Source organism: Marinobacter sp. ES-1, assembly GCF_000475255.1.
Classification (GTDB): domain Bacteria; phylum Pseudomonadota; class Gammaproteobacteria; order Pseudomonadales; family Oleiphilaceae; genus Marinobacter; species Marinobacter vinifirmus.
Genome location: NZ_AXBV01000050.1, coordinates 1 through 15,517, shown reverse-complemented (window position 1 = coordinate 15,517; position 15,517 = coordinate 1). Strand labels below are relative to the sequence as shown.

General features: G+C 55.6%; 12 protein-coding genes, 1 tRNA gene and 1 pseudogene. All 14 read right to left on the bottom strand.

The features are described 5' to 3' along the window. A partial coding sequence (locus tag Q668_RS16840; RefSeq protein ID WP_227498330.1) for a GTP-binding protein occupies positions 1 to 87 on the bottom strand: 87 nt, incomplete at its 3' end. A gap of 35 nt (positions 88 to 122) precedes the next feature. Continuing rightward, positions 123 to 2,228 (bottom strand): elongation factor G, encoded by a 2,106-nt coding sequence (fusA, locus tag Q668_RS09175; RefSeq protein ID WP_036219620.1) that lies wholly within the window; start codon positions 2,226 to 2,228, stop codon positions 123 to 125. An 18-nt stretch (positions 2,229 to 2,246) separates the two neighbouring features. Next, the gene (rpsG, locus tag Q668_RS09170) at positions 2,247 to 2,717 is read right to left on the bottom strand and encodes a 30S ribosomal protein S7 (RefSeq protein WP_011784243.1); all 471 of its coding nucleotides are present in this window, start codon (positions 2,715 to 2,717) and stop codon (positions 2,247 to 2,249) included. A gap of 112 nt (positions 2,718 to 2,829) precedes the next feature. Next, on the bottom strand, positions 2,830 to 3,204 hold the full coding sequence (gene rpsL, locus Q668_RS16835; protein WP_012139854.1) for a 30S ribosomal protein S12: 375 nt from the start codon (positions 3,202 to 3,204) through the stop codon (positions 2,830 to 2,832). A 163-nt stretch (positions 3,205 to 3,367) separates the two neighbouring features. Then, on the bottom strand, positions 3,368 to 7,582 hold the full coding sequence (gene rpoC, locus Q668_RS09160; protein WP_022989312.1) for a DNA-directed RNA polymerase subunit beta': 4,215 nt from the start codon (positions 7,580 to 7,582) through the stop codon (positions 3,368 to 3,370). A 76-nt stretch (positions 7,583 to 7,658) separates the two neighbouring features. Beyond that, positions 7,659 to 11,735 carry a DNA-directed RNA polymerase subunit beta gene (gene rpoB, locus Q668_RS09155; protein WP_036219622.1) on the bottom strand — a complete coding sequence of 1,359 codons (4,077 nt, stop codon included), beginning with the start codon at positions 11,733 to 11,735 and terminating at the stop codon, positions 7,659 to 7,661. A gap of 242 nt (positions 11,736 to 11,977) precedes the next feature. Then, positions 11,978 to 12,352: a 50S ribosomal protein L7/L12 gene (gene rplL / locus Q668_RS09150; RefSeq protein ID WP_022989310.1), complete on the bottom strand. Its 375-nt coding sequence runs from the start codon at positions 12,350 to 12,352 to the stop codon at positions 11,978 to 11,980. 39 nt (positions 12,353 to 12,391) lie between these two features. Further along, positions 12,392 to 12,922, bottom strand: a complete 531-nt coding sequence (gene rplJ / locus Q668_RS09145) for a 50S ribosomal protein L10 (RefSeq protein ID WP_036219618.1) — start codon at positions 12,920 to 12,922, stop codon at positions 12,392 to 12,394. Between the two features lie 212 nt (positions 12,923 to 13,134). Then, positions 13,135 to 13,833 (bottom strand): 50S ribosomal protein L1, encoded by a 699-nt coding sequence (rplA, locus tag Q668_RS09140; RefSeq protein WP_022989308.1) that lies wholly within the window; start codon positions 13,831 to 13,833, stop codon positions 13,135 to 13,137. A gap of 1 nt (position 13,834) precedes the next feature. Next, positions 13,835 to 14,266 (bottom strand): 50S ribosomal protein L11, encoded by a 432-nt coding sequence (gene rplK / locus Q668_RS09135; protein ID WP_022989307.1) that lies wholly within the window; start codon positions 14,264 to 14,266, stop codon positions 13,835 to 13,837. Between the two features lie 117 nt (positions 14,267 to 14,383). Further along, complete coding sequence (gene nusG / locus Q668_RS09130; protein WP_022989306.1) at positions 14,384 to 14,917, bottom strand: transcription termination/antitermination protein NusG; 534 nt, start codon at positions 14,915 to 14,917, stop codon at positions 14,384 to 14,386. A 12-nt stretch (positions 14,918 to 14,929) separates the two neighbouring features. Continuing rightward, positions 14,930 to 15,298, bottom strand: a complete 369-nt coding sequence (gene secE / locus Q668_RS09125; RefSeq protein ID WP_036219615.1) for a preprotein translocase subunit SecE — start codon at positions 15,296 to 15,298, stop codon at positions 14,930 to 14,932. Between the two features lie 33 nt (positions 15,299 to 15,331). Further along, positions 15,332 to 15,407, bottom strand: a tRNA-Trp gene (locus Q668_RS09120). A 43-nt stretch (positions 15,408 to 15,450) separates the two neighbouring features. Continuing rightward, positions 15,451 to 15,517, bottom strand: a pseudogene (locus Q668_RS16830) (elongation factor Tu); the annotation flags it as partial.

The following is a 15,517-nucleotide window of genomic DNA, read 5'->3' as shown; positions in this document are numbered from 1 at the left end:
TGTCAGAGTGGTCTTACCATGGTCAACGTGACCAATGGTGCCCACGTTTACGTGCGGCTTGTTACGCTCAAATTTTGCTTTAGACACGGTTACACCTCTTCCTGTTTCTTAAGTCCTGGGGATCAACCCTTTTTAATGATCGCTTCGGCAATGTTCGAAGGAGCTTCCATATAGCGGGAGAACTCCATCGCATAAGACGCTCGACCCTGTGTTGCAGAACGCAGGTCTGTGGCGTAACCGAACATCTCCGACAACGGAACTTCTGCACGGATAGTCTTACCCGCGGGCACATCTTCCATGCCCTGCACGAGGCCGCGACGACGGTTCAGGTCGCCAACTACGTCACCCATGTAATCTTCAGGGGTAACAACCTCTACCTTCATCATCGGCTCGAGAAGCGCAGGGTTGGCCTCGAGTGCGCCCTTCTTCATCGCCATGGAACCAGCGATTTTGAACGCCATCTCGTTGGAGTCAACGTCGTGGTAGGAACCATCGTACAGAGTCGCCTTGATACCCAGCAGCGGATAGCCGGCCAGACAGCCGTTCTGCATCTGCTCCTCGATACCCTGCTGAACCGCCGGGATGTATTCCTTCGGAACCACACCACCAACGATCTCGTTCACGAAGATGAAGTTTTCTGCATCTTCATCATCCAGCGGCAGCGGCTCGATCTTCACTTTGACGTGACCATACTGACCACGACCACCAGACTGACGAACGAACTTGCCTTCAACGTCAACCGGCTTGCGAATGCACTCACGGTAGGCAACCTGCGGCTTACCGATGTTGGCCTCTACCTTGAATTCGCGACGCATACGGTCAACCAGGATGTCCAGGTGCAGCTCGCCCATACCGGAGATGATGGTCTGACCGGTCTCTTCATCGGTGCGAACGCGGAAGGACGGATCTTCCTGGGCCAGTTTGCCCAGAGCAACACCCATCTTCTCCTGGTCTGCCTTGGACTTCGGCTCAACGGCAACAGAGATTACCGGCTCCGGGAATTCCATGCGCTCGAGAACGATCTTGTGATTCTCGTCACACAGGGTGTCACCGGTAGTGACGTTCTTCAGGCCGATCGCTGCAGCGATATCGCCCGCCAGAACTTCTTTAATCTCTTCCCGGTCGTTGGCGTGCATCTGAACCATACGGCCCACACGCTCTTTCTTGCCCTTCACGGAGTTGAAAACGGCATTACCGGATTCCAGCTTACCGGAGTAAACCCGGAAGAACGTCAGAGTACCTACGAACGGGTCGGTAGCGATCTTGAACGCCAGGGCGGCGAACGGAGCATCGTCATCAACCGGACGGGTCTCTTCAGTACCTTCGTCGTCAACCTCACCACGGATGGCTTTAACTTCATCCGGAGCCGGCAGGAATTCAATAACGGCATCCAGTACCGCCTGAACACCCTTGTTCTTGAAGGCAGAACCACAGGTGGCCAGTACGATTTCGTTGGCGATGGTACGAGCACGCAGACCCTGCTTGATCTCTTCGTAGGTCAGCTCTTCGCCTTCGAGGTACTTCTCCATGAACTCTTCGTTGGCTTCAGCGGCAGCTTCGATCATCTGCTCGCGCGCCTTCTCGGCTTCGGCCTGCATGTGCTCAGGGATGTCGCGAAGCTCATAGGTCATACCCATGTCGTCTTCGTTCCAGTAGATCGACTTCATGCGAAGCAGATCGACAATGCCCTCGAACTCATCTTCAGCACCGATCGGCAGCTGAATGGGGACGGCATTCGCACCCAAACGCTTGCGAATCTGCTCAACCACACGCATAAAGTCAGCGCCGGCACGGTCCATCTTGTTGACGAACACCATGCGCGGAACTTCGTACTTGTTGGCCTGGCGCCATACAGTCTCGGACTGCGGCTCAACACCTGAGGAGCCACAGAACACAACCACGGCACCGTCAAGAACACGCAGGGAACGCTCTACTTCGATAGTGAAGTCAACGTGGCCTGGTGTGTCGATGATGTTGATGCGGTGCTCGGGATACTGCTTGTCCATACCCTGCCAGAAGGTTGTAACAGCGGCAGACGTGATGGTGATACCACGCTCCTGCTCCTGCTCCATCCAGTCTGTTGTGGAAGCGCCGTCATGGGTCTCACCCATTTTGTGACTACGACCGGTATAGTAAAGAATACGCTCGGTGGTAGTAGTCTTGCCCGCATCCACGTGTGCACAGATACCAATGTTTCTGTAACGTTTGATAGGAGTCTTGCGTGCCACGATATAAACCTCGGCTTGTTAGAAACGGAAGTGAGAGAATGCCTTGTTGGCTTCTGCCATGCGATGCACGTCTTCGCGCTTCTTCACTGCGGCGCCCTTGCTGTCGGCCGCATCAAGAATCTCGCCAGCCAGACGCTGAGCCATGCTCTTCTCGCCGCGCTTCCGTGAGTATTCAACGAGCCAGCGCATAGCCAGCGCGTTCTGACGGGAAGGCCGTACTTCTACCGGCACCTGGTACGTAGCACCACCCACACGACGGGACTTAACTTCCACCATCGGTTGGATGTTCTCCAGGGCCTTCTCGAACATTTCGATCGGCTCTTCCTTGGATTTTTCGGCAACGATATCGAGCGCGCCATAAACAATGCGCTCTGCAACAGACTTCTTGCCGCTTTCCATCACGTGGTTGATGAACTTGGCAAGGCGTGCACTGCCGAATTTAGGATCGGGAATGATTTCCCGTTTTGCTGCAACTCTTCTTCTAGGCATCGATAAGCCCTTATATCTAAAAGGTCTTCAGGAACCCCTGAGATAGCAAATGCTACTCAGCCTTACTCTTACCGTTCTTACAAGCAACGATAAAAGATACCCGCTCGGGACATCAGGACTTGGGTCGTTTTGCACCGTACTTGGAGCGGCCCTGCTTACGGTTCTGAACACCCTGGGTGTCCAAAGTACCGCGAACAGTGTGATAGCGCACACCCGGAAGGTCTTTTACTCGACCGCCACGGATCAGCACAACACTGTGCTCCTGAAGGTTGTGACCTTCACCACCAATGTAAGAGGAAACCTCGAAGCCGTTAGTCAGACGAACACGGCACACTTTACGAAGTGCTGAGTTCGGCTTCTTCGGCGTTGTGGTGTACACACGAGTGCACACACCACGGCGCTGAGGACAAGCCTGGAGAGCAGGAACGTCGCTCTTGGCTACCTTGCGCTTACGAGGCTTACGCACCAACTGATTAATCGTTGCCATGTAAGCAAACTCCAAAAACCATACCAATGAAACTTACCCCCTGTGCAGGGGGTAAAATTTAAGGGACGCAAGTGTAAGCCTGCGCCCCGATTCAGTCAAGATGACTGTTCTCTTTTTAACCACCCTCCGGATAGGTATCTACCCGGAGGGTGGTGCGCCTCAATCAGCTTTCGCGATTAAGTTCAGCGCTCAGAGCTTCTTCTACGTCGGCTGCAGTAATGCCCTGTTCTTCCAGGTCACGCTTGCGACGACGCTCGCTGTGATAAGCCAGACCGGTACCAGCCGGAATCAGTCGACCCACTACAACGTTTTCTTTCAGACCACGCAGGTAATCGCGTTTTCCGGTAACCGCACCTTCGGTAAGAACCCGGGTGGTTTCCTGGAACGAGGCAGCAGAGATAAACGATTCTGTTGCCAGCGATGCCTTGGTGATACCCAGCAGCAGACGCTCGAACCTTGCCGGATCTTTATCTGCAGCCACAGCCTTTTCGTTCTCTTCCAGAACCTGGGTGATTTCCACCTGGTCGCCGGACAGCAACGTAGTGTCGCCCGGATTGGTGATTTCCACCTTGCGCAGCATCTGGCGAACGATAACCTCAATGTGTTTATCGTTGATGACAACACCCTGCAGACGGTAAACGTCCTGAATTTCGTTGGTGATGTACTTCGCCAGTTCTACCACACCCAGCAGGCGCAGGATGTCGTGCGGGTTGGACGGGCCATCGGAGATAACCTCACCCTTCTCAACCGTTTCACCCTCGAACACGTTCAGCTGACGGTGCTTCGGAATCAGAACCTCGTAGGCATCATCGTCTTTCGGTGTAATCACCAGACGCTTCTTGCCCTTGGTTTCCTTACCGAAGGAGACCACACCACTGATTTCAGCCAGGATGGCAGACTCTTTCGGGCGACGGGCCTCGAACAGGTCGGCAACCCGCGGCAGACCACCGGTGATATCCCGGGTCTTGGAGCTTTCCTGCGGAATACGGGCTACAACGTCACCCAGTTCCACATTCGCGCCGTTGGCCATGGTCACCAGTGCGTTCGCCGGCAGGAAGAAGATTGCGGCGCCACCACCCGGCAGCTCCACTTCCTCACCTGCGTCGTCAATCAACTGGATAGCCGGACGAATGTCCTTACCAGCAGCCGGACGCTCTTTCGGGTCAATCACTTCCATGGTGGACAGACCGGTCAGCTCGTCAGCCTGGGTGCGGACAGTAATGCCCTCTTCCATATTGACGAACTTGGCGGTGCCCTTCGCTTCCGCGATGATCGGGTGAGTGTGCGGATCCCACTTGGCAACCACGACACCGGCTTCAACCAGGTCGCCGTTCTTCACGGACAGCACAGCACCGTACGGCAACTTGTACCACTCACGCTCACGACCCTGCTCATCGGCAATCGCCAATGCAGAGGAACGGGACACCACAACCAGGGAACCGTCGGTCTTCTCGATGGATTTCAGGTTATGCAGGCGTACGGTGCCACCATGCTTGACCTGGATATTATCCACTGCAGAAGCCCGGCTTGCGGCACCACCGATGTGGAACGTACGCATGGTCAGCTGGGTACCCGGCTCACCGATGGACTGGGCAGCAATAACACCGACTGCCTCGCCCACGTTTACGCGATGGCCACGGGCCAGGTCGCGGCCGTAACACTTGGAACAGATACCGTGACGGGTATCACAGGTGATCGCAGAGCGCACCCAGATTTCGTCAACACCGGCACGCTCAACCATCTCGACGGTTTTCTCGTCCAGCAGTGTACCGGCAGGAACAACGGCGTTGTCCTTGTCAGTCGGGGTGAACACGTCACGGGCGGTAACACGACCCAGAACACGGTCGCCCAGAGGCACAACCACGTCGCCACCTTCGATGTGCGGCGTCATCAGCAGGCCTTCGTCGGTACCACAGTCTTCTTCCGTAACCACCAGGTCCTGCGATACGTCTACCAGGCGACGAGTCAGATAACCGGAGTTCGCGGTCTTCAGAGCGGTATCCGCCAGACCCTTACGAGCACCGTGAGTGGAAATGAAGTACTGGAGTACGTTCAGGCCTTCACGGAAGTTCGCGGTGATCGGCGTTTCGATGATGGAACCATCCGGCTTGGCCATCAGACCACGCATACCGGACAGCTGACGAATCTGGGCGGCGGAACCCCGCGCACCGGAATCGGCCATCATGTAAACGGAGTTGAAAGACTCCTGCATCAGGTCTTCGCCGTCTTCGCCCTTCACCGGCTGGCCATCGGGGCCAATAACCTGCTCTTTGGACAGACGCTCCATCATCGCCTTGGACACTTTGTCGTTAGCGCGGGACCAGATGTCGATAACCTTGTTGTACTTCTCGCCCTGGGTCAGCAGACCGGACGCGTACTGGTTCTCGATGTCTTTTACTTCTTCAGAAGCCGCGTCAACCAGCTCGTACTTCTCCGGAGGAATCTCGAAGTCGTTGAAACCGATAGAGATACCGGAACGGGTTGCGTAGTGGTAACCCATGTACATCAGCTGGTCGGCAAAGATAACGGTGTCTTTCAGACCAGCATCCCGGTAACAGGTGTTGATCAGGTTGGAAATCGCTTTCTTCACCATCGGCTTGTTCACGATCTCGAACGGCAGGCCGTCGGGAACGATATCAAACAGCAGTGCACGACCGACCGTGGCGTCAACCAGGCGGTAGGCTTCGGACCGGCTGCCATCTTCGGCGATGGCCACTTCCTTAACGCGCACTTTCACCTTGGCCTGAAGGTCTACCTTGCCGGCACCGTAGGCGCGGTGTGCTTCCTTGATGTCGGCAAAGACCATGCCTTCGCCCTGGGCTGCATGGCGCTCACGGGTCATGTAGTACAGACCCAATACCACGTCCTGGGACGGTACGATGATCGGCTCGCCGTTGGCCGGCGACAGCACGTTGTTGGTAGACATCATCAGCGCACGGGCTTCGAGCTGGGCTTCCAGGGTCAGCGGTACGTGTACCGCCATCTGGTCACCATCGAAGTCGGCGTTGTAGGCCGCACACACCAGCGGGTGCAGCTGGATAGCCTTACCTTCAATCAGTACCGGCTCGAACGCCTGGATACCCAGACGGTGAAGGGTCGGCGCCCGGTTCAGCATGATCGGGTGCTCGCGGATAACTTCGTCGAGGATATCCCAGACCACGCCTTCTTCGCGCTCAACCATTTTCTTGGCGGCCTTGATGGTGGTCGCCAGGCCACGGTGCTCAAGCTTGGAGAAAATGAACGGCTTGAACAGCTCCAGGGCCATCTTCTTGGGCAGACCGCACTGATGCAGGCGCAGGTACGGACCCACTACGATGACCGAACGGCCAGAGTAGTCCACACGCTTACCCAGCAGGTTCTGACGGAAGCGGCCTTGCTTACCCTTGATCATGTCGGCCAGGGACTTCAGCGGGCGCTTGTTGGTGCCGGTGATGGCACGGCCACGACGACCGTTATCCAGCAGGGCATCTACCGCTTCCTGCAGCATCCGCTTCTCGTTACGTACGATGATGTCAGGAGCATTCAGCTCCAGCAGGCGCTTGAGACGGTTGTTCCGGTTGATTACCCGACGGTACAGATCGTTCAGGTCAGAGGTGGCAAAACGGCCACCATCCAGCGGAACCAGCGGGCGCAGATCCGGCGGCAGAACTGGCAACACGGTCATTACCATGTCGCCCGGCTTGTTGCCGGAGTACAGGAACGCCTCAAGAATCTTCAGACGCTTGCTGAATTTCTTGATCTTGGTTTCGGAATTGGTCTGCGGGATTTCTTCACGCAGCCCGTCAACTTCTGCCTGCAGGTCGATATCTTCCAGCAGTTCCTTGATGGCTTCAGCACCCATACGGGCGTCGAATTCATCACCGAACTCTTCCAGGGCTTCGTAGTACTGCTCGTCGTTCAGCAGCTGGCCCTTCTCCAGGGTGGTCATACCCGGATCGATAACAATAAAGCTCTCGAAGTACAGAACCCGCTCGATATCGCGCAGGGTCATGTCCAGCATCAGGCCGATGCGGGACGGCAGAGACTTCAGGAACCAGATGTGGGCAACCGGGCTGGCCAGCTCGATATGACCCATGCGCTCACGGCGAACGCTGGCCAGTGCAACTTCAACGCCACACTTTTCGCAGATAACACCGCGGTGCTTCAGGCGCTTGTACTTGCCGCACAGGCATTCGTAGTCCTTGATCGGGCCGAAGATCTTGGCACAGAAAAGACCGTCACGCTCCGGCTTGAAGGTACGGTAGTTAATGGTCTCAGGCTTTTTTACTTCGCCAAAAGACCAGGAACGAATCATGTCAGGCGACGCAAGACCAATACGGATCGCGTCGAATTCCTTGCTCTGATTCTGGCTCTTGAGAAGATTCAGCAAATCTTTCATCAGTTAAAGCTCCGGATGGCGTTAATCTCGGGCGGGCACACGGGGTGCCCGCTCACGCTGCCAAAAACAATTCGGCTCACTCGGATTCCAGCTCGATGTCGATACCCAACGAGCGGATTTCCTTGACAAGAACGTTGAAGGATTCGGGCATGCCCGGCTCCATGCGATGGTCGCCATCGACAATGTTCTTGTACATCTTGGTCCGGCCGTTAACGTCGTCAGACTTAACAGTGAGCATTTCCTGCAGGGTGTAGGCGGCACCGTATGCCTCCAGAGCCCAGACTTCCATCTCACCGAAGCGCTGACCACCGAACTGAGCCTTACCACCCAGCGGCTGCTGGGTAACCAGGCTGTAAGAGCCGGTAGAACGAGCGTGCATCTTGTCGTCGATCAAGTGGTTCAGCTTGAGCATGTACATGTAGCCCACAGTCACCGGACGGTCAAATGCGTCGCCGGTACGGCCATCGTACAGCTTGGTCTGACCACTGGTATCCAGGTCTGCCAGGGCCAGCATGTGCTTGACCTCGGCTTCCTTGGCACCGTCGAAGACCGGTGTTGCCATGGGAACACCACCGCGCAGGTTGTTACACAGCTCCAGGATTTCCTGATCGGACAGGCTATCCAGGTCAACCTTGAACACCTCGTCGGAGTGGTTGTAGATCTCGTCCAGCAGCTTGCGCAACTCGAGGATCTTGCGCTGCTCGTCCAGCATGCGGCTGATCTTTTCACCCAGACCCTTGGCGGCTGCGCCCAGGTGGGTTTCCAGAACCTGACCAACGTTCATCCGCGACGGAACACCCAGCGGGTTCAGTACGATGTCCACGGTGGTGCCGTGCTCGTCGTAAGGCATATCCTCGATCGGCATAACCGCAGAGATAACACCCTTGTTACCGTGACGACCCGCCATCTTGTCACCCGGCTGGATGCGACGCTTGATAGCCAGGTACACCTTGACGATCTTCAGAACGCCCGGAGCCAGGTCATCGCCTTGCTGCAGCTTGCCCTTCTTGTCGTCGAAGCGTGCTTCGTGCTCTTTCTTGCGCTCTTCCAGACCTTGCTCGGATTTCTCCAGCAGCTCGTTCAGGGCTTCGTCCTTCATGCGCAGCTTGAACCAGTCCGGACGCGGCAGTTCGGCCAGGTAGGCTTCATCCAGCTTCGCGCCTTTCTTCAGGCCCGGGCCGCTGATCACTTCCTGGTCTTTCAGGGCAACCATCAGACGCTCGTAAGTGGCACCTTCAACGATACGGTACTCGTCCTTCAGGTCCTTACGGTACTTGTCGAGCTGCTCTTTCTCGATGGACTGCGCACGGGCATCTTTCTCGATACCGTCACGGGTAAATACCTGCACATCGATAACGGTGCCGCGGGTACCGGTCGGAACGCGCTGGGAAGTGTCTTTTACGTCAGACGCCTTCTCACCGAAGATGGCACGCAGCAGCTTCTCTTCCGGTGTCAGCTGGGTTTCGCCTTTCGGAGTCACCTTGCCTACCAGAATATCGCCGGGGCCTACTTCTGCACCAATATAAACGATGCCGGACTCGTCCAGCTTGGACAGCGCGCTTTCACCCACGTTCGGAATATCCGCAGTGATTTCTTCGCTACCCAGCTTGGTGTCACGGGCCACACAGGTCAGTTCCTGGATGTGGATCGTGGTCAGACGGTCTTCCTGAACCACCTTTTCGGAGATCAGGATGGAGTCCTCGAAGTTGTAACCGTTCCAGGGCATGAACGCGATGCGCATGTTCTGGCCCAGCGCCAGCTCACCCAAATCCACAGACGGACCATCCGCCAGAACGTCACCACGGGCAATCACATCACCCTGACGCACGATGGAACGCTGGTTGATACAGGTGTTCTGGTTAGAGCGGGTGTACTTGGTGAGGTTGTAGATATCCACACCTGCATCACCGGCTTCGGTTTCTTCGTTGTTTACACGAACCACGATACGGGCTGCGTCAACGCTTTCGATCACACCACCACGACGGGCTGTTACACAGACACCGGAATCCTGGGCTACGGTACGCTCTACACCGGTTCCTACCAGCGGAACCTGTGATTTCAGCGTCGGAACCGCCTGACGCTGCATGTTCGCGCCCATCAGGGCCCGGTTAGCATCGTCGTGCTCCAGGAACGGAATCAGGGACGCCGCTACCGACACGACCTGGCGCGGGGAAACGTCCATGAAGTTAACCGCTTCCGGCGGAGCCACGGTAAATTCGTTCTGGTGACGAACAGTTACCAGCTCGTCAGTCAGGCGCTTGCCTTCGTCAGTCGCGGCGCTGGCCTGGGCGATAACGTAGTTGCTCTCTTCGATTGCGGAGAGGTAAACCACTTCATCCGTTACCACACCCTCTACTACCTTCCGGTACGGGCTTTCAAGGAAGCCGTAGGAGTTGGAGCGGGCGTAGGTAGCCAGCGAGTTGATCAGACCGATGTTCGGACCTTCCGGAGTCTCGATCGGGCACACACGGCCGTAATGGGTCGGGTGTACATCCCGCACCTCAAAGCCTGCACGCTCACGGGTCAGACCACCCGGGCCCAAGGCAGAGATACGACGCTTGTGCGTGACTTCGGACAACGGGTTGTTCTGGTCCATAAACTGGGACAACTGGCTGGAACCGAAGAATTCCTTAACCGCTGCAGCAACCGGCTTGGCGTTGATCAGGTCCTGCGGCATCAGGCCTTCGCTTTCAGCAAGGCTCAGACGCTCGCGAACCGCACGCTCTACCCGCACCAGGCCTACACGGAACTGGTTCTCGGCCATCTCGCCAACGCAACGTACGCGACGGTTACCCAGGTTATCGATGTCATCCACCTGGCCCTGGCCGTTACGGATGGCGATCAGGGTCTTGAGGACATCAATGATGTCTTCGTGGGTCAGGATGCCTTCGCCTGTGCTCTCTTCACGGCCCAGACGACGGTTCAGCTTCATCCGGCCAACCGCAGACAGGTCATACCGCTCTTCAGAGAAGAACAGGTTGTTGAACAGGGTTTCCGCAGAGTCCTTGGTGGGCGGCTCGCCCGGGCGCATCATGCGGTAGATTTCAACCAACGCTTCCAGCGGGGTGCGGGTCGGGTCGATACGCAGGGTATCGGACATGAACGGACCGCAATCCAGGTCGTTGGTGTACAGGGTTTCAATGTCTTTAACACCGGCATCGAGGATCTTGGTAACCACTTCCTCGGTCAGTTCGGTGTTGCACTCCACCAGCACTTCGCCGGTAGACTGATCGATCATGTCCTTGGCCAGAACACGACCGTAGAGATATTCGGTTGGTACTTCCAGCTCGGTAATGCCGGCTTTTTCCAGCTGCTTGATATGGCGAGCCGTGATACGACGACCTTCTTCGGCAATTACGTTACCGTCCTGGTCTTTGATATCAAACGTCGCAATATCACCACGCAGGCGGCTTGGCACCAGCTCGAGCTTGCACACTTCCTCGCCCAGCGAGAACTTACTGGTTTCGAAGAACATCTCCAGCATCTGCTCGGAGGTGTAATTCAGCGCGCGCAGGAGAATAGACGCAGGCAGCTTACGACGACGGTCGATACGAACGAACACGGAGTCCTTCGGATCGAATTCGAAGTCGAGCCATGAGCCACGGTAAGGAATCACCCGGGCTGAATACAGCAGCTTGCCGGATGAGTGGGTCTTTCCCTTGTCGTGATCAAAGAACACACCAGGTGAACGGTGGAGCTGGGAAACAATTACACGCTCGGTACCGTTTACAACGAAGGTACCGTTCTCGGTCATCAGGGGCATCTCGCCCATGTAGACCTCTTGTTCCTTGATGTCCTTGATCGCCTTGTTGGACGATTCCTTGTCATAAATGATCAAGCGGACTTTCACCCGCAGCGGCGCGGCGTAAGTTACGCCCCTGAGCTGACATTCCTTGACGTCGAACACCGGCTCGCCGATTCGATAGCTCACATACTCGAGCGCGGCGTTGCCAGAGTAACTGACAATCGGGAATACGGATTTGAATGCTGCGTGAAGACCGGTTTCCCGGCGGTCTTCAGGAGCGGCTTCCATTTGCAGGAAGTCCCGGAACGAATCCAGCTGAATAGACAGCAAATAGGGGACGTCCATCACGGAAGGCAATTTACTAAAGTCTTTGCGAATCCGCTTTTTCTCAGTGTAGGAGTAAGTCATCTGCATTCCCCAGCTTTAGACCTGATACCTGGTATCAAGAAGCAATCAAATGTTCTGCTTCGGGGCCGAATTGCTCGGCTTATCGCGCCGTCTTGAACAAGACTCTGGCTGTAGGTTATAGATCTGACATCAACCTGCAATTGCACACCAGACTCTATAGCATATACAACAGAAAAAGGCCGGTGGCACGAAGCCACCAGCCCGTCCATGCTTAATGCACGGTGTCGATCAACAGCCGACTCTTACTTAAGCTCAACAGAAGCGCCTGCTTCCTCAAGCTTCTTCTTGGCCTCTTCAGCCTCGTCCTTGCTAGCGCCTTCCTTAACAGTAGAAGGAGCGCCGTCAACCATTTCCTTGGCTTCTTTCAGGCCCAGACCAGTCAGTTCACGAACGGCCTTGATAACGTTTACTTTCTTCTCGCCAGGACCGGTCAGAACTACGTCGAACTCGGTCTGCTCTTCAGCGGCTTCGCCACCAGCAGCGGCAGCCGGAGCGGCAGCAACAGCGGCAGCAGCAGAAACGTTAAACTTCTCTTCCATAGCTTCAACGAGCTCAACAACTTCCATTACGCTCATTTCAGCAATTGCGTTCAAAATATCGTCTTTAGACAGAGCCATGACTTTCTCCGAAAATGTAAAAAATGGTGTTCAACAGAATCAAGCAGCTTCTTGCTTCTGGTCGCGGACTGCAGCTACTACACGTGTGATTCTGCCCGGAATATCGTTCAGAGTACGTGCAAGCTTGGTAACTGGTGCCTGTGTAACAATGGCCAGCTTGGTCAACGCTTCGTGCAGCGTCGGCAGCGTAGCCAGGCGATCGATCTGTTCTGCGCCCATCAGCTCACCGCCAACAGCCAGACCCTTGATTTCGAACGCCTCTTTCTCTTTGGCAAAATCCTTCAGCAGGCGCGCAGCGGCACCCGGATCTTCCATAGAGAAAGCCAGAATGGTAGGACCAACCAGCGCAGGATCGATGCACTCGAACTCGGTACCTTTAATAGCAATCTTCGCCAGGTTGTTACGAACAACCTTCAGGCGAACATTCTCGGCACGAGCCTTGGCACGAAGCGCAGTCATGTCACCAGAGGTGACACCACGGTAGTCAGCCAAAACCACAGACAGAGCAGCTCCAGCAGTCTCGTTGACTTCAGCGACGATCGCCTTCTTGTCTTCGAGTCTAATTGCCACTGGATTTCTCCTCGATTTCGCCAGCTTTATGCCGGCAAACCCATCATTGTCCTCAAAGAGGACGCCTAACGGTGTTTGGGTTCAGAGAGAACGTCTTCACACCGTCTGCGCAGGCGTTGCTTTAACCCTTGCGGCCCTTGTTAACAAGGGCCTCGGGGGCCTGCGGTCTTTGACAGCCTTGGCTTCCGCCCAGACTACAAAGTAACTACCGATCAGAGGCTCAGAGTGCCCTGATCAATAGTCAGGCCAGGACCCATCGTAGAAGAGATGGTGATCTTTTTCAGATACACACCCTTGGACGACGCAGGCTTGGCCTTTTTCAGGTCTGCAACCAGAGCTTCAAGGTTTTCCTTGATGTTCTGGGCAGAGAATTCAACGTTACCCAGCGGAGCGTGGATAATGCCGTTTTTGTCAGTACGGTAGCGAACCTGACCGGCCTTGGCGTTCTTCACTGCAGTCTCAACGTCTGCAGTTACAGTGCCTACCTTCGGGTTCGGCATCAGGCCGCGGGGACCGAGGATCTGGCCCAGCTGACCAACAACACGCATGGCATCGGGAGTCGCGATAACCACGTCAAAATCCATGTTGCCTTTCTTCACTTCGTCAGCCAGGTCGTCCATGCCAACAATGTCTGCACCAGCGGCAGTGGCTTTCTCGGCATTGGCACCCTGGGTGAACACTGCAACACGTACGGTTTTACCGGTACCGTGAGGCAGAACGGTGCTGCTACGTACAACCTGGTCGGATTTACGTGCATCAACACCCAGGTTTACGGCTACGTCTACAGACTCTTTGAACTTGACGTTCTGACCCAGTTCAGACAGCAGCGCAACCGCTTCGTCTACAGTGTAGGCGCGGGTGGAGTCTACTTTTTCACGAATCAGCTTCTGACGCTTGCTCAGCTTAGCCATCTTACAGACCCTCCACGTTCAGGCCCATGCTGCGGGCAGTACCAGCGATGGTGCGAACGGCTGCGTCCATATCGGCAGCAGTCATGTCCGGCTCTTTGGTCTTGGCGATTTCTTCCAGCTGAGCGCGGGTAACAGTGCCCACTTTCTCAGTGTTCGGACGGCCAGAACCGCTCTTGATACCAGCTGCTTTCTTCAGCAGAACCGGTGCAGGCGGAGTCTTGGTGACGAACGTGAAGCTGCGGTCGCTGTATACAGTAATAACAGTCGGAATCGGCAGACCAGGCTCCATGCCCTGAGTCTTGGCGTTGAACGCCTTACAGAATTCCATGATGTTAACACCACGCTGACCCAGTGCAGGACCAACTGGGGGACTCGGGTTGGCCTGGCCGGCAGCAACCTGAAGCTTGATATAGGCTTCAATCTTCTTTGCCATGATAGCTCTCCTGTGGGTTCGAACGCCTTTCGGCTCCCCGTTAATAACAACTGCAAATAGCAGACACAAAAAGCCCGCGTCGCTTCAGCGCGCGAGCTTTCAGGCTTGAAGGATGCCTCAGTCTTTCTCGACCTGACCAAACTCCAGCTCTACCGGAGTAGATCGACCGAAGATCAGAACGGCAACCTTGACTCGACTCTTCTCGTAGTCGACTTCTTCAACTACGCCGTTGAAGTCTGCAAACGGACCTTCAACAACGCGAACAACTTCGCCCGGCTCGAACAGGGTCTTGGGCTTCGGCTTGTCTGCACCACTTTCTACACGACGCAGGATTGCTTCTGCTTCGCGCTCGGTGATCGGAGCCGGCTTGTCTTTGGTACCACCAATGAAACCAAGAACCCGCGGAGTATTCTTGACAAGATGCCACGAAGCATCGTCCATTTCCATCTGGACCAGTACGTACCCGGGATAGAACTTGCGCTCACTCTTGCGCTTTTTCCCGTCACGCATTTCAACGACTTCCTCGGTCGGAACCAGGATCTCGCCGAATTTGTCTTCCATTCCTTCGAGCGCAACACGCTCTTTCAGAGTGCGCATTACGTGCTTTTCGAAGCCAGAATACGCATGAACGACGTACCAGCGCTTAGCCATTGCCCACTCCTGTTAACCGATAAAGCCGGCGACCAGCCAACTGATCAGTGAATCCATACCCCACAAGATCAGCGCTACAACCAGAACAAACACCACAACGATAATTGTGGTCTGAACCAGTTCAGGCCTGGTGGGCCATACCACTTTCCGGATCTCGACACGCGCTTCTTTCAACAGGGTCGCAAAACGGCGACCACGGTCTGTTTGCAACGCCACAACGGCAGCAACCAGACCAAGCGCAACCAGAGCCAGAACCCGATACAACACAGACTCTGCACTGAAATACTGATTACCGACGACACCGACGGCAATCAGAACGAAAACAACCAGCCATTTCACGGTATCGAAACGGCTGGTCGATTGAACGGCTTTTGACTCCATAGGAATCAGCTTATGTATCCGGATGTTAAAAAATGGCAGGCCAGGAGGGAATCGAACCCCCAACCTGCGGTTTTGGAGACCGCTGCTCTGCCAATTGAGCTACTGGCCTGCACCGAAACAACTCAGTGCAACAACAAAGAGTAACCCGAAGGTTACTCGATGATCTTGGATACCACGCCGGCACCAACGGTACGGCCGCCTTCACGAATCGCGAAGCGC